Origin of the sequence: Methanobacterium sp., assembly GCA_016222945.1 — an archaeon.
In the GTDB taxonomy this organism is placed as follows: domain Archaea; phylum Methanobacteriota; class Methanobacteria; order Methanobacteriales; family Methanobacteriaceae; genus Methanobacterium_D.
Genome location: JACRPY010000004.1, coordinates 60,979 through 83,139, shown reverse-complemented (window position 1 = coordinate 83,139; position 22,161 = coordinate 60,979). Strand labels below are relative to the sequence as shown.

At 32.0% G+C, this 22,161-nt stretch carries 26 protein-coding genes and 1 pseudogene; 5 read left to right on the top strand and 22 right to left on the bottom strand.

Features of this window, described 5'->3' with window-relative positions:
- The first annotated feature begins 480 nt into the window (after positions 1-480).
- Entirely contained in the window at positions 481-1,029 is a 549-nt protein-coding gene (locus HZC47_06375) for a thiamine-phosphate synthase (GenBank protein MBI5680496.1), read from the top strand.
- A gap of 285 nt (positions 1,030-1,314) precedes the next feature.
- Complete coding sequence (locus HZC47_06370; GenBank protein MBI5680495.1) at positions 1,315-2,340, top strand: SIS domain-containing protein; 1,026 nt, start codon at positions 1,315-1,317, stop codon at positions 2,338-2,340.
- Positions 2,341-2,433: 93 nt separating this feature from the next.
- On the opposite strand, the pseudogene HZC47_06365 reads toward HZC47_06370, so the two are convergent.
- The 4 genes and pseudogenes from HZC47_06365 to HZC47_06350 form a co-directional block, all read right to left on the bottom strand.
- Positions 2,434-2,743: pseudogene (locus HZC47_06365) on the bottom strand (Hsp20/alpha crystallin family protein).
- Between the two features lie 97 nt (positions 2,744-2,840).
- Positions 2,841-3,869, bottom strand: a complete 1,029-nt coding sequence (locus HZC47_06360; GenBank protein ID MBI5680494.1) for an NOG1 family protein — start codon at positions 3,867-3,869, stop codon at positions 2,841-2,843.
- 313 nt (positions 3,870-4,182) lie between these two features.
- A complete protein-coding gene (locus tag HZC47_06355; GenBank protein MBI5680493.1) occupies positions 4,183-4,743 on the bottom strand; it encodes a TIGR00296 family protein in 561 nt (186 codons plus the stop codon).
- Positions 4,744-4,808: 65 nt separating this feature from the next.
- On the bottom strand, positions 4,809-6,182 hold the full coding sequence (locus tag HZC47_06350) for a TldD/PmbA family protein (protein ID MBI5680492.1): 1,374 nt from the start codon (positions 6,180-6,182) through the stop codon (positions 4,809-4,811).
- Positions 6,183-6,563: 381 nt separating this feature from the next.
- Between HZC47_06350 and HZC47_06345 the strand changes: the two genes are divergently transcribed.
- Positions 6,564-8,117, top strand: coding sequence for a homocysteine biosynthesis protein (locus tag HZC47_06345; protein ID MBI5680491.1), 1,554 nt, complete (start codon positions 6,564-6,566; stop codon positions 8,115-8,117).
- Positions 8,114-8,500, top strand: a complete 387-nt coding sequence (locus HZC47_06340; protein MBI5680490.1) for a 4Fe-4S binding protein — start codon at positions 8,114-8,116, stop codon at positions 8,498-8,500. The genes HZC47_06345 and HZC47_06340 overlap by 4 nt, the downstream gene beginning before the upstream one ends.
- Before the next feature lie 24 nt (positions 8,501-8,524).
- Here the strand turns inward: HZC47_06340 and HZC47_06335 are convergent, their stop codons facing one another.
- The 5 genes from HZC47_06335 to HZC47_06315 form a co-directional block, all read right to left on the bottom strand.
- Positions 8,525-8,875 (bottom strand): hypothetical protein, encoded by a 351-nt coding sequence (locus HZC47_06335; GenBank protein MBI5680489.1) that lies wholly within the window; start codon positions 8,873-8,875, stop codon positions 8,525-8,527.
- A 203-nt stretch (positions 8,876-9,078) separates the two neighbouring features.
- A complete protein-coding gene (locus HZC47_06330) occupies positions 9,079-9,438 on the bottom strand; it encodes a DUF5518 domain-containing protein (protein ID MBI5680488.1) in 360 nt (119 codons plus the stop codon).
- Positions 9,439-9,688: 250 nt separating this feature from the next.
- On the bottom strand, positions 9,689-10,651 hold the full coding sequence (mch, locus tag HZC47_06325) for a methenyltetrahydromethanopterin cyclohydrolase (protein MBI5680487.1): 963 nt from the start codon (positions 10,649-10,651) through the stop codon (positions 9,689-9,691).
- 250 nt (positions 10,652-10,901) lie between these two features.
- A complete protein-coding gene (locus tag HZC47_06320) occupies positions 10,902-11,579 on the bottom strand; it encodes a thymidylate synthase (protein ID MBI5680486.1) in 678 nt (225 codons plus the stop codon).
- Positions 11,580-11,626: 47 nt separating this feature from the next.
- Positions 11,627-12,583, bottom strand: coding sequence for a methionine synthase (locus HZC47_06315; protein MBI5680485.1), 957 nt, complete (start codon positions 12,581-12,583; stop codon positions 11,627-11,629).
- A 171-nt stretch (positions 12,584-12,754) separates the two neighbouring features.
- Here HZC47_06315 and HZC47_06310 point away from each other — a divergent pair, with 171 nt between their 5' ends.
- Positions 12,755-13,366, top strand: a complete 612-nt coding sequence (locus tag HZC47_06310; GenBank protein MBI5680484.1) for a DUF998 domain-containing protein — start codon at positions 12,755-12,757, stop codon at positions 13,364-13,366.
- 26 nt (positions 13,367-13,392) lie between these two features.
- Here HZC47_06310 and HZC47_06305 read toward each other — a convergent pair whose 3' ends face one another.
- The 13 genes from HZC47_06305 to HZC47_06245 all read right to left on the bottom strand — a co-directional run bounded on the left by HZC47_06305 (position 13,393) and on the right by HZC47_06245 (position 22,011).
- A complete protein-coding gene (locus HZC47_06305; protein ID MBI5680483.1) occupies positions 13,393-14,235 on the bottom strand; it encodes an MBL fold metallo-hydrolase in 843 nt (280 codons plus the stop codon).
- 131 nt (positions 14,236-14,366) lie between these two features.
- A complete protein-coding gene (locus tag HZC47_06300; GenBank protein ID MBI5680482.1) occupies positions 14,367-15,017 on the bottom strand; it encodes a methyltransferase domain-containing protein in 651 nt (216 codons plus the stop codon).
- A 43-nt stretch (positions 15,018-15,060) separates the two neighbouring features.
- The gene (locus HZC47_06295; protein MBI5680481.1) at positions 15,061-15,489 is read right to left on the bottom strand and encodes a pyridoxamine 5'-phosphate oxidase family protein; all 429 of its coding nucleotides are present in this window, start codon (positions 15,487-15,489) and stop codon (positions 15,061-15,063) included.
- 136 nt (positions 15,490-15,625) lie between these two features.
- Positions 15,626-16,651 (bottom strand): helix-turn-helix transcriptional regulator, encoded by a 1,026-nt coding sequence (locus HZC47_06290; protein MBI5680480.1) that lies wholly within the window; start codon positions 16,649-16,651, stop codon positions 15,626-15,628.
- A gap of 217 nt (positions 16,652-16,868) precedes the next feature.
- Entirely contained in the window at positions 16,869-17,270 is a 402-nt protein-coding gene (locus HZC47_06285) for a hypothetical protein (GenBank protein ID MBI5680479.1), read from the bottom strand.
- Between the two features lie 91 nt (positions 17,271-17,361).
- Positions 17,362-17,751, bottom strand: coding sequence for a zinc ribbon domain-containing protein (locus HZC47_06280; protein ID MBI5680478.1), 390 nt, complete (start codon positions 17,749-17,751; stop codon positions 17,362-17,364).
- Between the two features lie 30 nt (positions 17,752-17,781).
- Positions 17,782-18,264: a hypothetical protein gene (locus tag HZC47_06275; protein MBI5680477.1), complete on the bottom strand. Its 483-nt coding sequence runs from the start codon at positions 18,262-18,264 to the stop codon at positions 17,782-17,784.
- A gap of 49 nt (positions 18,265-18,313) precedes the next feature.
- The gene (locus HZC47_06270; GenBank protein MBI5680476.1) at positions 18,314-18,781 is read right to left on the bottom strand and encodes a hypothetical protein; all 468 of its coding nucleotides are present in this window, start codon (positions 18,779-18,781) and stop codon (positions 18,314-18,316) included.
- Between the two features lie 11 nt (positions 18,782-18,792).
- Complete coding sequence (locus tag HZC47_06265; protein MBI5680475.1) at positions 18,793-19,320, bottom strand: hypothetical protein; 528 nt, start codon at positions 19,318-19,320, stop codon at positions 18,793-18,795.
- A gap of 48 nt (positions 19,321-19,368) precedes the next feature.
- Positions 19,369-19,716 carry a hypothetical protein gene (locus HZC47_06260; GenBank protein ID MBI5680474.1) on the bottom strand — a complete coding sequence of 116 codons (348 nt, stop codon included), beginning with the start codon at positions 19,714-19,716 and terminating at the stop codon, positions 19,369-19,371.
- 203 nt (positions 19,717-19,919) lie between these two features.
- Positions 19,920-20,225: a DUF1894 domain-containing protein gene (locus HZC47_06255; protein ID MBI5680473.1), complete on the bottom strand. Its 306-nt coding sequence runs from the start codon at positions 20,223-20,225 to the stop codon at positions 19,920-19,922.
- Positions 20,226-20,424: 199 nt separating this feature from the next.
- On the bottom strand, positions 20,425-20,889 hold the full coding sequence (locus HZC47_06250) for a DUF1890 domain-containing protein (protein ID MBI5680472.1): 465 nt from the start codon (positions 20,887-20,889) through the stop codon (positions 20,425-20,427).
- Positions 20,890-20,934: 45 nt separating this feature from the next.
- The gene (locus HZC47_06245; GenBank protein ID MBI5680471.1) at positions 20,935-22,011 is read right to left on the bottom strand and encodes a hypothetical protein; all 1,077 of its coding nucleotides are present in this window, start codon (positions 22,009-22,011) and stop codon (positions 20,935-20,937) included.
- Between the last annotated feature and the right edge of the window lie 150 nt (positions 22,012-22,161).

The following is a 22,161-nucleotide window of genomic DNA, read 5'->3' as shown; positions in this document are numbered from 1 at the left end:
GCATTATATATAAATATTTTTATTTAAAATCTAGAAAATGACCACTATAGAACTCTTTTTTTGATTTAAAGGAGCTATAAATAGAATTGTAGTTAAATCTCATCCATTAAAGTTACTGCTTAGTATCATAAATATCTAATATTTTTTCAGTGCTTAGTTATACAAATTTAATCAGTTTAATAAAGAAAAAAGAGGATATTTAATCTTTAATATACTAAAATACATTATATATGAATATTAAATAAATGTAATCGCATTAAACCAATTATATATTCTGAAGTTATTTAAATAATTTAAGAAGTATTCACCAAAACCAAAAATATGGTTTTTTAGCATTATAACATGTTAAAATCTAATGAAATTAATTAAAACATTGCCCCATGGATTTATATAAAATTGTAAGGGATATTGTACAAAGATTATAGTTAATAAAGACCTAATCCGTTAATTTTATATTTAATTAGAAATAGAGGTATTCCTATGGAAATAGAGAATCTAGAAAAAGCTATTGAAATTCTACAAAATTCAGAAGAATTTGCGGCATTAATTCCAGAAGTAAGAAGCAATATAGTAATGGCAAAAGAAAATGCACAAGACATTACAGATGTAGCAGGAATTCCAGGACGTATTACAACTGTACATGGAAAACCCATAGCTTTTATCGATCCAGAATTCAATGTATCCTCACATATGGCCCGTTTAGTTTTAAATATTATGAAACATAATCCTTCAAAACGTAGCGCTATTAATATCAAATATGACCCTAAAATAATAGAAATTTGCAAAAAATTAGGTCTTAAAGTCTCTTTCTATGATAGAAATGATGAACCAGAAGATGTAAAGCGTGTTGAAGGTGGAACAATTCCATGGGGAGTTGAAGCAGCCATTAAACAGATAGAAGATGTTCCAGATGTGATATATCACAAAGGAGCATGGGGAAAAGAGCCATCTATCGCTTTAATTGGTACAAATGCAGTGGAAGTTGCCAAAATGGCTGTTTGTATTTCCAAGCTTTTTAATAATGTTTAAATTAGAGATTGTGTTAATAAATATAAATTAAAAAAATCAGATGATATTCACACTTACACTTTAATGAAAATTGGAGATATTACAAAAACAGGATAAAAATATTTCAAGAAACTGAAATTTTGAGGTTGAGAAAAACACTCCAACATGAAATGTTTGGTGCAACGGAAATCTTCGATTTCCGATAGCTTAAGGTTTTCGAACTTTCGAAAATTTATAAATTTTCGAGGGCCACAAAATCATAGATTTTGAGGGCCACAAAAATAGAATATTTTTGAGGGGAAAATAATGAAGTATACAATGTATGATGAAATTTTAGAACAGCCCAATGCCTTAAAAGATACATTAAAAGAAGAAAAATCCCATATGAAGGAAATAGCTGAAAAATTCGAAGAGTTTGATAAAATATATCTTTTAGGATGTGGTAGTTCACTTTCAACATGTTATTCGGCTAAAAGTGCCCTTGATTTTTTATCAGATAAACATATAGAAGTTTACACAGGCTATGAATTTTTTTACAACAAAAAAATAGGAACTGGAAACGCAGGTGCTCTCCTAACCTCTCAATCCGGAGAAACAGCAGATACTGTGGCTGCACTTAAAAGAGCAGAAGAAAATAATATTTATACAGTTGCCATAACCAATGAAAAACAATGCACCATGATTAAAAAGGCTAATGACACTGTAATTACAAGCGGAGGAAGAGAATCAGCTATTCTTGGAACTAAAACTTATATGACTCAATTAATGAGTTTATATGAAATTTTATTCAGTATAAAAGGGCCTGAAGACGATAGCAATGCTGGAACTGTTAAAAAAGAGGTTCTTGGTGACATTGAAAAGCTTCCATCAATCACTGAAGGTCTGATTAAAAAAACAGAGAATGAAAACAAAGACCTTGCAGAAAAATTTAAAGATGATGATATATTTTATTGTATGGGAAGCGGGCCAAACTACGGTCTTGCTTATAAGCTGGCAATGACCATGTTCATGGAAGGCGCCCTAAAGCATGCCTGTCCATTGTATTCTGGCGAATTTAGACATGGTTTAATTGAAAGAGCTGAAAAGGATGTCCCCATAGTATTTCTAAATGCTGATTATCCTGGAGATGAAATGACATTAAAATCAATTGAGTTTTGTGAAAAAATAGGTGTTAAACCAATAATTTATGACATGAAAGATTATTCAAACATGCATAATTTAATGTCTCCGTTTGCACTTGTTGTTCCACTTGAATGGTTTATTTATTATCTTGCACACTTTAATGGCGAAGATCCTGGAGCTACAAGGCATATAGGAAAAGTAAGATACTAATTTACCTTTTTTAATTAAAGGCTTTATAAAAAGAAAGGAGTATATTAAACAGCTTAATATTGCTGTTTTAATTTTTAAAAAAGCTTAAAATGTTTAATCAAGTTTTAATTGAGTTTTCTTTTTCTCTTCTTTAGGAATAGTTACTGTTAAAACTCCGTTATCAAATTTTGCATGGGCTTCATCTATTTTAAAGAGTTGTGGCAAGCTAACGGTTCTTTTTACTTCACCATATTTCCTCTCTTTTTTAATGAATAACGCCAGGAATGTCTGCTTTAACAATTATATCCGTATCTGTTTCTATTACGTCCATTGAAAGTTTTCCAGTGGAGGCTGTGTATTCAGACATTGCTTTTTCAAAATCTCCCTGTTTTTCGCGGAATGTGCTTATCATATCTTCAAACATTTTTTGTGCAGAATTTCGGCCTTGTTCTAATCTTTTTTCCAGCGGTTTATCTTCAGTTTCAGTTAAAACATTTCCTTCTGTTTGAGCATCATTTCCTTCAGCTTTCTCCATTTCCAACTCTTTTTTCGTTTTTATTTCCTTTTTTTCCACCATTATATTCCTCCAGTTCCTTAATTATTAAATCCACACCAGAACCATTTGATGCTGAAATCATTAAAGGGTTATCTAACATACTGATATATTCATCTAAATATTTATTATTTTCTACTAAATCCATCTTGTTAAAAACACAGATTATTTGAGTGTCAAAAACATGCCTTATTTCATTATAAAGTCTCATCTGTGATTCAAGTGGATATCCGGAGGTTTCAGATGCGTCGAAAATGTATAAAATAACATCTGCAAGGTGTTCAAGGGCTACCATTGCACGTAGCTCAATATTATTCATATCCATTATAGGCCGGTCTAGTAGTCCAGGAGTGTCTATTATCTGGTATTTTTTCCATCTTTTCTCAAAATGCCCTATTTGGATCCCGTGGGTTGTGAAGGGATAGTCTGCAACTTTAGGCTCTGCTGGAGTTATCTGTCTTAACAATGTGGACTTTCCTACATTTGGAAATCCTGCAATAACGAGAGTAAATGCTTCAAAGTCGATTGTGGGCATGTTTCTAAGCTTACCCTTAGTAAAATCTAAAAAGTCAAGTTCATCTTTTATCTGGCGTACAACAGATGAAATTCTTCCAAATGCTGCTTTTCTAACATTTGCCGCGTTTTCTGGTCTTGATCTCCTTACTTTAAATACATATTCGTTTTCAAGTTTATTCATTATGCCTACTGCCCAGTTTAAAGCTCCAAGAGACTTTTTAAGCTCATCTACACCTACCATAACATCAATATAATCTTGATAGAACATGTGCATGTTTTCTACTTGTGGTGTTTTGTCCAGCAAGTTGTTGAAAGTGTCTTTTGTAACTTGACAAGCTGTTTTTATTCTTGCTTCTTCTGTTTGTTTTGATTTTTTGTAGCGGGGAATTGTTGATGTTCTTACTTTATTTGCAGCTTTTTTTGCCCTGCTAAAGCTTTTATCTAAAATTTCTTCCGGTGTGGGTACCGTTGGTATAAACATTTAATCACTTTATCCTTTTTAAAATAATTAATTCAGTAATTATAAAAAATACAATAAAATCAATTTTACTTAGAGAATTAAACTTAAACTAATTCCTTTTAGATTCTATATTAATTATATTATGTTTTATTAAAACAAGTATTTATCCATTTTTGGAAATTAACCTTATTAAATTTATGTATCAATAATTTCTATGAATACCATTTTTAAAGAGTTTATCTTCCAAATCAGAATATAACTTATAAATTTCATAAAAACATGTTGATGCAGTTATTGGATAAAAAAGAATTAATAAACCTTTTTTATTATTATATCACTCCTGGAATATTTGAGAACCAAATTTATATATTTTTACATCATTAAAGAGCCAGCAATCTGCAGTAAGACCTGCTTTAACACAAGTATTGTATAAAAACTCTTCCACATTCCATCCCCATTCTACAGCAACTTGTGGGAGCAACAAACCTTTGTAAGGCCCTCTTTCAATTATTAAACCATCTTCACCTATTCTGATTTTATCCATGTATTCTTCAGGCTTTTCAACTTCAATAAGCTCTGGTTTTGTAAGTACACTGACTTCAACTGCCAGATCACCTATTTCATTTTCAGTTACTGGCGAAAATCTTGGATCATTTACTGCTGCAGATATTGCAACTTCAATTACTGCATTTACAAGTGGTTTTACTGGTTCTGAATATCCTATGCATCCTCTAAGAAGTTCATCTTTATTTAAAGTTACAAATGCACCCATTTCCTCTTTTAAAGAGTCTGGAGCATTTTCAGGAACTGGTAAAATCTTTTTATCTTTTATATATGTTTCTATAGATTTTCTTGCAAGTTTTAGCAGAAATTTTCCTTCTTCTTCAGATAACATTAAATTTACCTCCTTAATTTTAAAATTGAAGTATTTCATGTTAATAGAAAACTTAATCAAGTATTTTAGCTTGCTCCTCCAACCATTGCTTCACTTACTCTTACATGAGGCCCTCCATCTCCAACTGGAGCTGTTTGACCTCCTTTTCCACAAAATCCAATGCTCATTTTAAAGTCGCTTCCAAGGCCGTTTACCTTGTTAAGAATTTCAAGAATATCTCCTGATAATGAAACATCTCTTAATGGAGTTGTTATTTCACCATTTTCTATTTTAAATGATTCTGCAGCATTGAATTGGAATATACCTTTTCCTGTATCCACTTGACCTCCTCTAGAACCTTTCAGATATATTCCATCTTTTATATCTTCAGTTAATTCTTCAAATTCTAAATCTCCAGGTTTAAGGTAAGTGTTACTCATTCTAACAATTGGCTGATCCCCCACTCTTGATCTTGCATTTGCTGATGAAGAAATCCCCAGTTTTGCAGCTGTTTCCCTTGAGCTTAAAAGAGATACAAGTTCTCCATTTTTTACAAGAACATTCTTAGATGTTTTTACTCCCTCTGCATCGTATGCATAATATCCAAAAGCGTCCATACTGGCGTCATCAATTATTGTAACGAGAGATGATCCTATTTGAGTTCCCATTTTATCTTTAAGAATTGAATCATTCTGCAAAATAAGGTCAGCTTCTGAAGCATGGCCTAAAGCTTCATGGATAAATACTCCTGAAAGTTCACTGTCCATAACTACAGGGAATCGTCCTGAAGGTGGAGAATTTGCATCTAAAAGTCTTACAGCTTTATCTGCTGCATTTCTTCCAAATTTTTCTATGTCTTCATTTTGAAGCACTTCAAATCCACGAGCTCCACCTGTGCTTGTGTGTCCAAATTGGATTGTATTATCCTTTGAAGCTACAGCATTTAAAAATAGGCCTACTCTTGATTCTTCACTCGTAATTGATGCTCCTTCAGTGCTTAAAAATAAATTTTGGCCTTCCGCATCAACATAACTTACTGTTGTGCTTACAATTTTTTCTATAGTTGCTGCATGATTGGCTTCGCCCATAATTTCTTTTTTATCTTCAATAGAAACATCTGAAGGTCTTATTTTAGCTTTTAATTTAATATTATCCACTTGTGGATCAACATCTGCCAGTTCAACATCGCTTTGCAGTGCATTTGAAAGTTTTAATGCTGTTTCTACCATCTCATCCATTTTTGAAATGTCAGTTGTGAATGCAGAGCCCCATGCTCCGTTTTTAAGTATTCTAATAGCACTTCCAAAGTCAGATCCTGATCTGATCTCTTGAATTTTACCATCTTTCATTATAATAGAGGTGTTTTGACCATCACTAACCCTAATATCTGCATAATCAACTTTACTTTCTATTTTATCAAGCATATTTTTAAATAGGTCAATATTTAATTGATTTACCATTTTATCGGCCCTCGTTTCTCTTAAATTAACTTAATAACAACTTTAATTAGTGAAAAATGAAATTATATCCTGAATTCTTATATTAATATGATCTTCTTTTAATATATCGTTATAGACCAATTAAAGTAAAAGTATATACTTAAAGAAAATTTAATTATATAAAGCATTGAACCTTATTGCTTTAAAACCCCCACGTGGATGTATAAAAGCATAATTGATACCACAGATTTATATCATTTCTCTCGGCCCTAAATTCTGCCAGATTGAAATTAACATGGCGAAATGCTAGATACAGAATAAATACTAATTAAATTATTAATTTAATTTTTATTATTTGTTTCAATTTAAAAAAAAAACTTTGAATGTATTGGATGTGTTTAAATGAAGACCATAAATGAAATTAACCAAAAAATCAAGAATGGAGACGCTGTTGTATTAACGGCCGCCGAAATGACTGAATATGTCAAAGATAATGGCGCAGATACTGCAGCAAAGGAAGTTGATGTTGTAACTACTGGAACTTTTGGTGCTATGTGTTCTTCAGGAGCATTTTTGAATTTTGGTCATTCCGATCCTCCAATTAAAATGAACAGAACTTTCCTGAATAACGTTGAGGCTTATTCAGGGCTTGCTGCTGTAGATGCATATATAGGGGCCACTCAATTAAATAAAAACCCACAAATAGGTATGGATTATGGTGGTGCACACTTAATTGAAGACCTTATAAAAGGAAAAGAAGTTGAACTGGTTGTAGAAGCATATGGTACTGATTGCTATCCACTAAAAGAAGTTGAAACATTGATTGATCTTGAAAATCTAAATCATGCCACAATGGTAAATCCAAGAAACTGTTACCAAAACTATGCTGTGGCTACAAATTCGACTGATGAAACTCTTTACACATATATGGGGACTCTTCTTCCTAACTACGGCAATGTAAGTTATTCAAGTGCAGGACAGCTTAGTCCACTTATAAATGATCCGTATTTTGAAACAATAGGCATGGGAACAAGGATATTCATGTGCGGAGGAGAAGGTTATATAATTGGGGAAGGAACACAACATTCTACTGAGGTTGAACGCCGAAATGGAGTGCCTGTAGGTCCTGCTGGAACGCTGATGCTTAAAGGTGATATGAAAAATATGAACAGCGACTTTGTTAGAGGCGCGACAATGCAAAAATACGGCCCAACATTGTATGTGGGTGCTGGAATTCCTATTCCAATTTTAAATGAAGAAATAGCCAAGCGAACAGCCATAAGTGATGAAGATATAACTTGTCGTGTTTTTGATTATGGGGTTGGAAGAAGAAGCAGACCAGTTATTAAGGAAACTAACTATAAAGAGCTTAAAACTGGTTCAATTGAAATTAATGGTGTTGAAATTAAAACATCCCCTCTTTCATCTTATAAAAAGGCTGAAGAAGTTGCAAATGAACTTAAAAGCTGGATAAATAAAGGAGAGTTCTATCTAACAGAACCTGTTAATAATTTACCTTCCTCTGGATACACAGTTAATCCTCTTGAAATTAAAAAACCATCTATCCTTGTAAAGGATATTGAAAGTAAACCTGTGATACTTACATATCTTACAGATGGAATAGGTGATGTTGCAAGGAAACTTGTTAAAAATAACATAAATCATCTGCCTGTTGTGGATAAAAACGGTTATCTTATGGGCATAGTAACATCATGGGACATAGCAAATGCAGTTGCTAAAGGTAAAGATGATCTAAATGCAGTTATGACTAAAAAAGTGATTATTGCAAGGGAAGATGAACCTGTGGATATTATAGCAAGAAGAATAGATAAATATGAAATTTCAGGTATTCCTATTGTTGATAAAGATAATAAAGTGAAGGGAATGATTACTGCAGAGGATATTTCAAGGTTAATTGGTGAAAGTGCAAAAAATAATGATGAGGTGTCTGTATGAGAGTATGGTTAAAGTTTTCACCAGATATAGTCAATAAATCAATAATTTCAGATGCAATGAAGAAGTATGATATGACATTCAACATATTAAGGGCAAATATAACTCCAAAAGGAGGTAAAGCACTTATTGAACTTGAAGGGGACGAAGTAGAGGAAGGAATTGAGTTCATGGAAAGTCATGGGATAAACGTAGACCCTGTAAAAAAAGTCTTAAAGAAGGATGATGAAAAATGCGTGGATTGTGGTGCATGTGTTTCTTTATGTCCTGTTAAAGCAATTTGTATCAAAGATGACTGGAGCATTGAAATTGATGACCAGTTATGTATTGCATGTGGATTCTGCACTTCTTCATGCCCTATGAAAGCTATAGCTGTTGCTGAATAGCTAAAAAATACTTTTTTTATTTTATTAAATTTTTTTTATTTGAGGCATCTTCATAAATTGATTATTATCAAGAATCCAGATATTATATTCTTCTTTTTTACTTAAAAGGTAATATAAGACATAAATATCTAAATGAACATTGGCCAGATAAAAATTAACTCCTTTAAAACTGTTTATTGCATTAGTTATGCTTTTTAGAATATTTTCAGGAGTTCCCTCTATTTTAATGTATTCTATATCCTTAAATGATGTTTCAGGGATTTTTTCATAGGTGTGTTGATATAATAAGATACATTTACTACATTCACTTTCAATAATGGCCTTTAAAACCATACTTTCATCATGAGCAGTTGTTATGAGTGTACAATTCTCCATTTTCTCACCATCTAACATATATATCTGCCAATTAATATTAATTTTACGTTTTTTGAAATAATTCCCATATTTCTATAATTAAATAATCAAATGATCAGATATTGACAATTATATCATCAATTATTCTGTTAAAATAAATTAAAAAAATGTTTAAATGAAACTAAAAATAATAAAAAAAGTTAATTTTTATAGATTATAGTCATTTAACTCTTTTCTACTTCTGCTCGTACTAAAGAACCAATAACTCCACCAATTACAGCCATTACTATATCTATAATAAGATATATCACAAATTGGTTAACTAAATATCCTAAAATTTGTAAACCACCAGTTTGGAGATAGACCATAATTGTCAATGCTAAAATTACTATTAATCCACCTATAGCACCCAATAAAGCACCGTTGATGGCCCCAATTTTTATATCAATTCCAACCATGTAACCAACGGCTATTCCTGCAAGCAGAAATGGTAAAACTGATAGAGCATCTCCAGATATAAAATAGTATATTAGAGCAATCCCTATACCAATTATCAAAGGTTTCCATTTAATCGTTTCTTTCATATTTTCACTTCCTAATAATTAATATTAAGAAGAATACATTTTAAATAGTTAACGATAACTGCTCTGGCAATTATTGATTATATGTATGATAATTTCTAAATTTACAAAATATCATATTCATTGGATTTAATTAAAACCCCAATGATTACTTATTACATTAAAAAAGGAATTATAAAATCAAGATTTTAAAAAATAATTACCATAACTCTAAAATTAAAAAAAATAAAAGTTTTTTCAAACTTTTAATAAATTATAAACCAAATGACTTCATAAGAAGCTCTGTGTTTACGTATCCTGCTCTAAACATTTCACCAGTTCTTAAATCATTTATAACAACTTCAGCAGGTGCAAACATTCCTTTATCTATTTTGTAGAAATCGTATTCAGCTTCTTTAAACACATCATAGAATGGTTTTCCATATCCTGCAGATGCTGATGACGGTAAATTGTTTGCAATTTCTTCTAAATTATCATTTTCATCAGATTCTACGTAGTAATAAGTTCTACCACCAAATAAAACTGCATCATTTGTTTTACCCATTGCTTTAAGTCCATCAGGGTCAACAGGAGCTATTGGTGCAATTCCTGCAGCATATTTAACTTTATTAACATCAAAATCTAAAGCTTCCATCATTTTATAGGTACCGTTTTCAACAACTCTTCCTGCGATTTGTATTGAGCCTACAATGGATGATGTTGGAGCTACAAGGACAAATACGTTTTCTGGTGAAACACCACAATCTTTTGCGATTGAATCTGTAACATCTGCACCAGGTAATTTGTCAGCTTCAAGTGTTAAGATTGCAATATCTGCATCGTCTTTGTAGCCTATTACTTCGTAAGTATGGGCTGGTTTTAGGGCTAATGCTCTTGCTGGACCTGAACCGAGTGCAAAGAAATCACCTACGCTTACAGACCATCCTGCTTTTTGCGCTCCGAGTGTGGATATTGCTGGAGAATCGGTTTTAATCTTTACAGAAGGTAAAGCGAATGTTTCTGAAAGATCGCCAGGGATTGATATTCCCACTTCTGCAAGTCCGCCGAGACAGACTTTTGTGTAAAGTTCTCCTGCTTTTAAGCTTCCAGGTACGTTTACACCTGCATCTATTACTGTTGAACCGTTTTCAAGTTTTTCTACGCTGATGTTTAATGCATCTGCGTCTTTTATCATTATGTCTACTGTTTTTTTTGCTTCAAGATTGACACTTACCATTATTTCACCTTAAAAATTTTGTATTTTTGTGGTTTGAAAACTCTATGTTTTCTAAGCCTCAAAAATTTTGTATTTTTGTGGTTTGAAAACTCTATGTTTTCTAAGCCTCAAAAATGTAGATTATTAAATGAATGCAAATTATGTTATGTTAATGAATTTTAAGCTATTTTATAACTTAATAAATTTACTATTTAATTTTTTGAATTTTTGAAAATACATATTAAATGTTATTAAACCATATGAACACTAATTACAATCCTAAAATCTGTTTTGCATCATCAAAATTAACTTCATAAATATGCGCACTTATAGAATGAATTGTAACTGTTCCCACATCCAAATTAAGCTTATCCGCAGCATATTTAGCTAAATGAGTTAGTCCCACAGCATTCGGGAACCATGCCCCATATACATCATGACTACGCCATAATGCAGTTGTATGGAGTTTTCCATCCCTTATTTTAAGGTCTACAAGTATCATACAGGGCACTTCTTCAGTTTTGGTGTCAACTGTCGGGTCCCATGTTATAGATATGGCTCTTCTTGATTCTTCGCAGTTTTTAAGTCTATCAATAGCTACTTGAATTTGATCAATATCATCGAAATGTTTTCTTAGACGATTACCATATGTATATACAAATCCTTGCTTATCTTTGCTTAAAAATTGTTCAGAGTAAACTTCAAGCTTATCACCGCTCCAAAAATATCCTTCAGGAACTCTGATTTCCTGTACCTTGGCAATTTTGTTTAAGTAGAATCCTTCAGACATTTTATTGCCCAGTGGATTGGTTATCGTCACAAGAGTGTTTAAAATTTCTTTGGTTAATGAGCCTCTTTCATCTTTAATTTCTTTGCCTTCTGCCATTATTTTCCTTACAAGGGTTTCCCAGCCGTCTGCTATTTCTTCGACTTCAATTTGAAATGCCATTTTTATATTCCCCACCAATTTATCTTCAATATGTTTTTAAATTATAATCATAAATTCTTTGCAGCTTCTGTCATTACTTTGAGCTTTGCAAATGCTGCATCTCTTGATCTCATCCGCATCCCACAGTCAGGGTCAATAATCAAGTTTTCAAAGCCAATTAAATCTATTGCTTTTTTAATCAGTTCTTCTACTTCTTCCCTAATTTCAATTTTATCTGTTTTTGTATCTAAACATCCAAAACCTATTTTTTTACCATTTAGGTTTATATCTTCCAGAACTTGCATATTTTTCAAAATACCTGCAAATTCACAATCTATTACGTCAACATCAAATTTTAAAAGCTCATTAAATACAGCAGTCACATCTCCACATACATGTAAACCAACAGGAATAGATAAACCTTTATTTATGATTTCTATTGCATTTTTTGCAGTATCCATGTCAACTACGCCTGTTGAAATAAAAGGCTCATCTATTTGAATATATATTGCACCTGCTTCTTCTAAATATCCTGCTTCATTCTTTAAAGCACATGCTAAATCAATTATGGCATCTTCTTTATTTTTATAAAATCCTTCCATTCTTGAAGAGAAAACAAGAGTAGATGGACCAGTAATTATACCTTTAACTCCTTTAACACCATCTTCAAGTTTTTTATTCGAATTCCGGCCATATTCTTTGGATATGCCTTCTGCAATTTTTTTTGCAAATTTAAGGTCGTCTGCACCAATAGATCCATAAGGCGACATAATTTTTCCCACAATTTTGGGTGTTTTATCTTCAACAGCCATTCCTGGAATAGCACTTGCAAAGATTTCAACCATTCCTTCCCTTACCTGCCCATCAGATATAATATCAATCCCTGCTTCTATTTGATCTCGAACTGCAAGCTCTATTGCAGGTTTATATTCATCATAAGTTCCAAAAAGATTAGAAATCTTTTCTGATATTGAAGATGGTTCTTTGGGTAATGCTGGATAACTTCCGACAACTGTTGTTAACATTTTTGACCTCAATTACAAGTTTTCAAACGTTCGAAAACCTATAGGTTTTCTCAACCTCTAAATACTTTATCATTATTTTGTTAATTAATTTTATCTAAATTTAACTTAAGAAATGATAATATATCTTTCAATTGGTAAATTATAATACAATTAAATTATATTAGTTACTGTATGAAAAAATTTTATCCTATCTTTGGTATTATCGGACCATTAGTGTATATTTCAGCCGTAATCATGGGCGGAATGCTCCGTAGTGATTATAGTTTTCTTTACAATACAATAAGCGAGCTTACTGTAGCTAATGCTTCCAATATAGTTTTAATGAGTATCCTATTTGGTATTTATAATATTTCAATATTAATATTTGGTATTGGGGCATTTTTAGATAAAGAAATTGATAACAGTAAAAAATATAAAGCTGCCACTTTAATGCTTGCAATTGTCGGTTTTCTAGGCATATTACTGCTTTTCTTCCCTCAAGACCCACGAAATGCAGCTTTTACATTCCAAGGCACCATGCATATTGCAATAGCAGGAATAACATCACTATTCACACTTATTTCAGTTCTTTTAATTGGAATAAACTTCAGAAAAGTTAAAGAGATGAAATCTTTTGCTATTTATTCATTCATTTCCTTTGCTGTGATTTTAGTATCAGGAGGAGTAGCTGCAATTAGTGTAGGAAGTAATTCAGCTTATGGAGGACTTTTTGAGCGGATTACCATCTTTGCATTTATGATTTGGGTCCTTGTGTTGTCTTATTTGATTATAAAGAAATCTTAAATTCTTTTTTATTTTTGAAAACAACATCATAACTCAATTTTCATTCCAGTGTAAATTCTTTCAAGTTTATCATTTAAAATAGGTTCCATTATATTCATTCCTCGTTCTCCAGTGCAGTGTCCTGTGTAAATCTGTCCAGCAACTTCTTCTTTCAGCCAATGCGCCATATCTTCAATTTCTTCAACTTTTGCAAATGCATAATTTAAACTACCAGCTTGAAGGTGGAATCCGCCGATTACAGCATCTAATTTTTTGTTTGGAAACATATTCTTAGTTGTGTTTACAATATTTTTAATTCCCGTATGCCCACAACCAGAAAAAACAATTAAATCGTTATCATTTTCAATTACCATGAATAATTCATGTTTAAAAGTGTCTCGAACCAGATTTTCATTCTGTTTTTCAAATAGAACTTGATTACTGGAAGGAATAGGAAATTTTTTCTCGATTTGGGGAATTATAAATATTCCTGGAGCAATTTCTGTAATTTTATCAACAAATTTTAGCCTATTTGCATAGTTTTGGGTTATTTTGTCATCCATACTGATTTGTTTCTCTCCATCAGGAAATTTAGCATAATGTGGATTTAAAGCTTCTTTTTTAAGATAAACTGGAGCTTTATCGTTAATTTGTAAGAATTTTAGTAATCCTCCAGTATGGTCATCATGTCCATGAGATATAACCACTGCATCAACTTTAGAAAGATCAATACCAATTTCTACTGCATTTTTAATTACGCTTTCTTCAGGGCCCCCTGTATCAAAAAGGATATTAAATGAGTCTTTTTCGATTAACATTGAAAGTCCATTTTCTACACTAAAGTTAGAGTCTTTTAGTTTGGTATTTTCAAGTAATATCGTTATTTTCATTTTAATTCACTCATTTAAATCTCTTAAAATTATTTATATTATCAAAATAATCATTTTAATATTATAATGTAGCATGCAGAATAAATAAAACTTTTTAAACCAGTATTTAACATATTAAAAGTTTAATAACGCTACTTGGAGATTTTTGCTTTGATATAATTAGCTGAAATACTGTAAGGGTTAGACTCATCTTGAATAATTTCCTTTTTGACTACTTCAAATCCTGTTTTATCCAGCATATCTACTATCTTTTTTTGGTTTAAAAGATGACCTGTAGATGGAACTCTACGGTATTTTAAAAGTGCTCTAAATCTGAATTTTAACATTCCATAAAATGATAAAAAAGAAATATCTGGATCCGCTATAATGATTGCACCTTCAGATTTTAAAATCCGACGGCTCTCTTTAAGAGCTTCCAGGGGATCATCAGCAAAAAGAAGAACCAATCCCATGAATACCGTGTCAAAAGTTCCATCATCGAATTTGCAATCTTGAAAATCCATAACATGAAATTTAATTTCATTACATTCTTTTAATCGTTCCTTTGCAATTTCCAGCATTTCCTCTGAAATATCAGTTGAAGTAATGCTTTCCGATTTATTCGCAAGTGTTTTTGTGAAATATCCTGTACCGCAACCAAGTTCAATTAATTTTCCCATATCTTCTTCTTCATTCAACTTTTCCAGTATTTTGGGCCTTATGTTTCCCCCAAAGATATCATCTATAACTGAATCATATCTACTTGACATTTCTGCCCAAAATTTAATATTTTCATCAGACATTTAATCACCGAAAGGAGTTATAAACAAATAAAAAAAAAGAAAATTAATCTCCAAATTTTATGAACTTTTTAGGCTCAAAATTGGTTGCCATTGTCCAGAAATAAGCTTCACCATTGGCAATACGGAAAATTACAAGTCCTGGATGGTCAAAGGTCATGCCAAATTCTTTAAGAAATGGTCTGTCTTCTAAAACCTTCTTTTTTAGTTCTGGATCATTTAAAAACTCTATTTCTCCAGCTACTCTCATCATTGTTCCAGTTGTTTCGTCTGGCTTCCAGAAACATGCTTCAACTTTAGGATTTTTTTGCAGTTGTCCGTACATCTCTTTTATAGACCCTATCTGGAAATAGAATCCATTTTCATCTGCAAACCAGAACCCCAGCGCCCTTACCCTTGGCTGGTCTCCGTCAACTGTTGCCAAATAGCAAACAGGTGTTTCATTTGCAAATTTTATACAGTCTTTTAAATCCATAAATTATCTCCCCCTTTATTTTTATCTCAAAACCTCCCTAAAAGACTTTACTATTTACATAATATAATTTAATATACTATCTGCTAAAAAATAAAAAAATTATTATGTGTTTGATTGAAATTAGTGAGTATTTTTCTTATTTTAACTCAATAATAACTTCACAGAAATCATCACCTGCACACATTTTTTTGGTGAATCGTGGGGCGTATTTGGAATTTAAGGTTTCGACTAGAATAGTACAATATCTCGGACAACCTTCAATCATATTTTTATCAGGAGTGGCACCTGTTTCTTTATGCGAATTGAAGGCCGGACACAAAGTTACATTTTCTATAACACGATTTGAGGTGTTTTCTATGGTTTCATGTTCAACACCTCCCATAATGATCCGAGTCAATGTTAACCAAGCATCCCTGATTTGCACTGCGTCTTCAGCTTGCAATCCCATGGAATCCGCCATTGTTTTAATTTCCTTCCCTATATCCTCTTCTGATCTATGATATTCCAGTGATTTATCACTCTCTTCTCTTAAAGATGGTTTTATATGGGTGGATCTATTAATCAAATTCCATGCCACAGATAAATAGCGCTTTTGACTTATATCATTAAGTTTTAATACCATGCTTTGCTCTGATGTGAGAGCTAAGACATTGGAAAATGCCATTCGGTTATATATGGCCGTCGGAACTGGATCTACATCTTTACGTATGTCCCCTTCACTAATACCTTGACGGTAAGCTGCAGCAAGCATGTGCACCATTTTGTTGACTTCACCCATAAATTCCTGCACATTGGGATCTTCAGGGTTGTCAATACTCATCTGATAAAGTTCAGTTGCTGTTTTCCATTTTTGTGGATTTTTAATGGAATATTCTATAATTGCAGTCCCCACAGCTAAAGTTTTCTCCGAGCCAGTAGCATATAAATCCATCTTTTCCTTTATACAGCAGTTTATTTCTCGGTTGAGCCTGGTATTGACTGCAGCACATAAACTCTCCTTATTTTTAAAATAAAGATAAAGGGTTCCTTTAGCTACATCTGCTTCTTTAGCTACTTGATCCATAGTCATATAAATTATACTTTTTTTTGCGATTAATTCCTCAGCAGCGTCCAATATGACTTTTTTCTTTTCTTCTTTCTTACGTTCCATTCTTTTGCTCATAATATGACCTAATGATATGATTCTATTTGTATTTTTCATTTAAACTGTAAAAAGAATATAAATTGATTTTACTTCCTTTAACGGATATAAAATTAGTTGTATCATCTACTATTTGAACTCAATTTAAGTTCATTACTCATTATAAATCCATTTTATTCTCTTTTTCCTACTAATTCTATTAAATTGGAGTTATATTATTTATAATTAAACTTTACCTTTACCACCAAGCACTGCAACTGATCCATCCGTTATTACAGACAAGACATCTTGTTTTTCCAGATTGACAGTCACAAGTTTCACACCAACCATTCCCATATCTAACACCGGAGCCATGACATTTAGTACATGTGACAAGACCTGTACCTCCACATGTTAAACATTTTACAATTCCCCTACCATTACATTTAGTACAAACTGTATTTGAAGGCTGTTTAGATTTTTGATTAAGTTTAGTAGTATTTTTATTAACCTGATTGTCTGTTTGGTTATTATCTGTCTGATTAATTGTAGTTGGTATCTGCAATTCTGTATTCTGGAGACTACTAAATCCGCCCACAACTCCTATAACTAAAATTATCAATGCAACTAAACCTATTAATAACTTATGTTTATTTTTCATTTTATCACTACTACTTTGAAAAACCAAATAACGCCCCTTATTACGGAGGATAAGTTTTTAGATTTGTTTCAATGATTAAATTTCATAACTACTACTCATTGTACCATTTCTTAAATCGGTCCACCAGATCCACTTTTTTCTCTCTATCTGGTTTTGGCATTTTTTTTCTAATTATTTCAGATTTACTTTTAGAAACAGAAGATTTTGGTCTATTTTTATACTTTTCAAGCTCTTCTCTCAATTGATTGTTTTCATCCTGCAGTTTAGATATGATATCTGTTAAATTATTTAGTTTATCATCTAATTTTACACTACTATTATCATCCATTTCTGCCTCTTCAGCTTCATTAATTTCTGAATTATATTCAAATCCGACATTAACTGCTTCAGGAACATTCTGATGTTTGGTTAAATCCTGCCCACAATTAATGCAGAAATTAGCATCTTCACCTAATTCATATCCACAATCAACACAGAACATGATTTCACTCTCCTTATTTGAGATATAATCTTAAGCTGGGATTTCTTTTGCTCCATTACACATCGGACAAGTTATTTGACCATCAATACATCTAGGACAATCAACTTTTCCAGAACCTCGAACGAAATTTGGAGATCCAGGACCGCTTCCACCACAATATTGACAACCAACAAAACAACCTCCATAGTTATAGGTACCATCCCCACCACAAATTTTACATGTGATTTTATCCGTACCTCCACAATTAGAGCATGGTATTGTTCCTTTACCTCCACATTTTGTACATTGTTTCATTTGAGTTTGAGGAGTAGTTTGCTGTAGATTTTGAGTATTTTGAGTTCCGTTAACTTTACCTGTAGATACACTATGACTTATACCATTACTGGAATTTGAAGTTGAATTAGGGTCTGTTATTACCAAAGAAGGAACCTCAGTACTCGCAAATCCCACAATCGCTACAGCTAACAAAAATAGAACTCCCACAAGTATCCATATTTTATGTTTATTCTTCAATTTGATTCCCCATTACATTTTTTTATTTATCTAATTCATTTACTCCTATTTATGCAGGTACTTGTGTTGCTCCATTACACTTCGGACAAGTTACTTTCCCATCGCCACATTCACATGTTTTTACTACATAATTTGTATAATATCCAAATTTATTCAATGTACACCCGCAACCAGTATAATATGAAGGGTATGGAACAATATCATGGCAATTAGGGCATTCTTTCCATTTGAAAACTCCATTACACTTTGTACATGTTATTTCTCCAGTGCCTCCACATTTTGTACATTGTTTCATTGGAGTTGGTTGTGTAATTGGTGGTGTAGTTTGCTGTAGATTTTGAGTTCCGTTAACTTTACCTGTAGATACACTATGACTTACACTATTACTGGAATTTGAAGTTGAATTAGGATCTGTTATTACTAAAGAAGGAACCTCAGTACTTGCAAATCCCACAATCGCAACAGCTAACAAAAATATACCTAAACAAATAATCCATATTTTATGTTTATTCTGCATTTTAATCCCCCTTATCGGCTGATCTTATCCTGATCAATTATATTTCTTACTTTAAGTTCCATTTTACCAGTGCCTTTACATACGGGACACGTTAATTTACCAGAGCCTTTACACACCTCACATAGTACCGAAATTCCGTGACCTGGACTTCCGGGTCTCCAACTCCATTTCATAATTCCATTTTCACATTCTGGATTTGTGCAAGGCACATTACCAATACCTTGACAATTTTTACAGGTCATAATAACAGTAAAAATTGGTTTCTTTTCAATTATCTGGATCTGATTTGAATTTTGTGTAAAATTATCATCACCAACATTATTTGAAGTAGTTTGATATTGATTATCCTGATTTCCCTGACTATTTTGACTTCCAGAACTATTAGATGGTTCATTATTTTCACTCATTTTTGTTAAAGTTTTTATAATAGGTATTTCCTGCATTAAACTTCCTGTTGTAAAAGATGCATATCCTAAACTAACGCCAACAATAACCACTGCAACTAATAATCCTATGTGCAATTTAAATTTATTCCTCATTTTCACCACCTTTTCAATTTTAATAATAATTCAATGCATTTTAGGTAATTAAGGAGTTCCTTCCGTTTCTTTTTCCCATTCTTTCTGTACTTCTGGACTATTCATACATTCTTCGCAGTAATTATATCCTGGCCCATTTTTCAGTTGCTTAAAAGCTTTTCCACATCTTTTACAGTATGTGGTTACATATTTGCTATCAGTGGTCTGATTACTTGATTTTTTAACATTGCCAGACTGGCCAGTATCTCCTTTAACCTGATCATCACCTGTTATATTACTTTGATTAGTCAATGTTATTGCTAGAGTACTAGAATATTGAAAGGCATAATATGCTCCAATTCCAATTAATAATATTGCAACAACTAATCCTGTCATTAATTTATCTTTATTCCTCATTTAAAACCCCCTAATAAATTTTAAGTCAATATTTTCCATAAATGACTTTTATATCCCATTATTATTGATAAGTCATTAATGTCCAATGGTCTTTAATGACTAATAGTCATAAATATTATTTAAAAGTTTCCATTAAAAATTAAGTGAAAAACAACAAAAAACATTGAAATAAGTAATTTAAAAAAAAATAAAGAAAATTAACATCATTTGATATTTAATTCCCTGACTTTATCTATTTCTTCTTGATCTACAGGTATTTCAACTGCAGCAGTCCCATAACAAGGTTTAGTGTAAGGAAACAAGATTGTACCTTTTTCTTCATTAATTCCAATAGCTATCGGAGGTATTCCAATAATTCTTGCCCCTAATACTTTTTCTCCAGGGTTAATATAAATTATTTCAGGGGCGTTTTCTTCAATAACCTTAGCACAGTCTTTAAAACCTGCTCTGGACAATAATATTTCATAATCGTCTGATTCCTGTAAATATGTTTCAAGGCAGAACATAATACTCCTCCAAAATTTTCTATTTTGGTGGTTTACGAACACTATGTGTTCGGAACATCGAAAATAGTGATTTTCGAATGTTCGAAAAATACTACGTATTTTTCTCAACCTCCCAATATAATTTAACCATTAAAGGCTTAAATTTCACCAGATTCCTCCAAAAATTCATTTTTTTGGAGTTTAGAAAAATCCTTCAGGATTTTTATCCAACCTCCAGCTTTTTTAACATTTTATCGAACTTCACCCTAAGAGGAGTTGGATTATGATAAGCCCTTGCAGACACAATTTCTGCATCTGTACTTTCTAAAACTGCTTTCTCAAACTCCTGGAGCATATCAGGGTCTTTTTCAAATATTAAGGCAATGGAAGTTGTATTTAAAATACTGTAAAATGTTACAAAGTAAGAAACTGCCGCATCTTTGTGCACAAACCCTACAAGAAGATCAAAACTGCCTTTATCCAGTTTTTCAAGGCATGATTCAATATCAGTTTTATTTTCAATATATAATCCTTCAGGGTCCCCTACTTCCAATAATTTCATTGCTGAAGGTGTGCTTGCTGTTGTAACCTCATAACCCATTTTTTTAAGTTTATTTGTTGCATATATTGCCATAGGTGTCTGAGCGGGTGATTCTGGACATCCTAACAATATCAGGGCTTTTTTCATATTTATCCTCCCAATATATTTTTAAAGAAATATTTTATTGATTATTTATTTTTTCATAAGCAATATATGGCTTACAACCATTGCACTCAAAAACAAGAAGGTTAAAAGTGCTGTTCCGTTTATAGATCTGTTCATGATGAATAATCCTACAATTGCTTGAGATATGAATGCTGTAAGAGCTCCTATTAATAATACTTCTCTTCCAAGGTATTTTTTATCTCCTTCTTCTCTTTTTTCACGATATACACTAAGTATTTTAAATCCTAATACTGTTACTCCTATGCACCATAATAAAAGAAAGATCAATGCTATGTATCCAAAGTCAAATGCATAGCCAAATACGCCAGGCAGCATGTAATCTATTATATCTTTTTTACTTACTAAAATTCCATAAAACAAGGGAAAAGGCAAAGCAAATAATGTAATTAAAGACATTGGGAGAGTTATATAACCTTCAGATCCCATATTACAGGCGGCTCCCCAATAACAAGACCCCTGAACATGACCCCATAATGTAGTATTTTTTATAACCATGATAATGCTTGGAAGTGCATTTTCCTCAATTCTGTTGATTCTTAATAATGGACTTAATACAGACATGTTTAGAATGCTTGCAAGGAATTCAAGGGATCCAAAACCTATAATTACCACAGCAGCTACCGCAATAATCTTTTTAACAGTGAAAATTGATTTTTGACGGAATGATTTGGAGATGATGAAAAATCCAATGAGAAGACCTAAAAACCACAATATCAAAAAAGATCTGTGCATTATTCCTCCAGCTATTGTTATGATGGCTATTATAAGGAATATAAATAACCTTAGGTGTGTAATCTTTATCCCTACCTCTTTCATCATAGGTAATGATGCAAATAAAGTCACAACAGCAAAAAGCGCAATAGGCCCATAAGGATGAGCAAATTCATAATGCGCTATGGGTAAAAATAAAAATGCAGCATCTATACCAAACATTATAGCGAATCCTATGCTTATAATAAGTGCTATGAAAAGCACGACACTAAGCGACATAGGTATTAAATTAAGCAGGAACATAAGTCCTACTTGCATTGTAATAGCCACTTCTATTATGAATTGAAGATGATTTTCAGCAATTAAAGCCAATTTTATTCCTCCAAAGCCTTCTACGGCTTAGATAGATTATTCTGAATACAGATATGGTAATTTGATAAAAATATTTCATTTTAATATAGAAAAACATTAACACATATTAATAATTTTAATTTTTTTTATAATCTTGCTTTTACAATATAT

Bases quoted from the DNA above. Each gene is read 5' to 3' on its own strand.
- HZC47_06295 (MBI5680481.1), bottom strand. From the start codon at position 15,489: ATGGATTTAAAAGACTGTATAAAATTTGCAAATGAAACACCTGTTTGC.
- HZC47_06355 (MBI5680493.1), bottom strand. From the start codon at position 4,743: ATGTTATCTGAAGAAGAAGGAAAATTTCTGCTAAAACTTGCAAGAAAA.
- HZC47_06375 (MBI5680496.1), top strand. From the start codon at position 481: ATGGAAATAGAGAATCTAGAAAAAGCTATTGAAATTCTACAAAATTCA.
- HZC47_06370 (MBI5680495.1), top strand. From the start codon at position 1,315: ATGAAGTATACAATGTATGATGAAATTTTAGAACAGCCCAATGCCTTA.
- HZC47_06360 (MBI5680494.1), bottom strand. From the start codon at position 3,869: ATGTTTATACCAACGGTACCCACACCGGAAGAAATTTTAGATAAAAGC.
- mch (MBI5680487.1), bottom strand. From the start codon at position 10,651: ATGGTAAGTGTCAATCTTGAAGCAAAAAAAACAGTAGACATAATGATA.
- HZC47_06265 (MBI5680475.1), bottom strand. From the start codon at position 19,320: ATGAGGAATAAATTTAAATTGCACATAGGATTATTAGTTGCAGTGGTT.
- HZC47_06335 (MBI5680489.1), bottom strand. From the start codon at position 8,875: ATGGAGAATTGTACACTCATAACAACTGCTCATGATGAAAGTATGGTT.
- HZC47_06290 (MBI5680480.1), bottom strand. From the start codon at position 16,651: ATGAGCAAAAGAATGGAACGTAAGAAAGAAGAAAAGAAAAAAGTCATA.
- HZC47_06310 (MBI5680484.1), top strand. From the start codon at position 12,755: ATGAAAAAATTTTATCCTATCTTTGGTATTATCGGACCATTAGTGTAT.
- HZC47_06350 (MBI5680492.1), bottom strand. From the start codon at position 6,182: ATGGTAAATCAATTAAATATTGACCTATTTAAAAATATGCTTGATAAA.
- HZC47_06315 (MBI5680485.1), bottom strand. From the start codon at position 12,583: ATGTTAACAACAGTTGTCGGAAGTTATCCAGCATTACCCAAAGAACCA.
- HZC47_06340 (MBI5680490.1), top strand. From the start codon at position 8,114: ATGAGAGTATGGTTAAAGTTTTCACCAGATATAGTCAATAAATCAATA.
- HZC47_06345 (MBI5680491.1), top strand. From the start codon at position 6,564: ATGAAGACCATAAATGAAATTAACCAAAAAATCAAGAATGGAGACGCT.
- HZC47_06260 (MBI5680474.1), bottom strand. From the start codon at position 19,716: ATGAGGAATAAAGATAAATTAATGACAGGATTAGTTGTTGCAATATTA.
- HZC47_06250 (MBI5680472.1), bottom strand. From the start codon at position 20,889: ATGAAAAAAGCCCTGATATTGTTAGGATGTCCAGAATCACCCGCTCAG.
- HZC47_06285 (MBI5680479.1), bottom strand. From the start codon at position 17,270: ATGAAAAATAAACATAAGTTATTAATAGGTTTAGTTGCATTGATAATT.
- HZC47_06320 (MBI5680486.1), bottom strand. From the start codon at position 11,579: ATGGCATTTCAAATTGAAGTCGAAGAAATAGCAGACGGCTGGGAAACC.
- HZC47_06300 (MBI5680482.1), bottom strand. From the start codon at position 15,017: ATGTCTGATGAAAATATTAAATTTTGGGCAGAAATGTCAAGTAGATAT.
- HZC47_06305 (MBI5680483.1), bottom strand. From the start codon at position 14,235: ATGAAAATAACGATATTACTTGAAAATACCAAACTAAAAGACTCTAAC.
- HZC47_06330 (MBI5680488.1), bottom strand. From the start codon at position 9,438: ATGAAAGAAACGATTAAATGGAAACCTTTGATAATTGGTATAGGGATT.
- HZC47_06280 (MBI5680478.1), bottom strand. From the start codon at position 17,751: ATGTTCTGTGTTGATTGTGGATATGAATTAGGTGAAGATGCTAATTTC.
- HZC47_06270 (MBI5680476.1), bottom strand. From the start codon at position 18,781: ATGCAGAATAAACATAAAATATGGATTATTTGTTTAGGTATATTTTTG.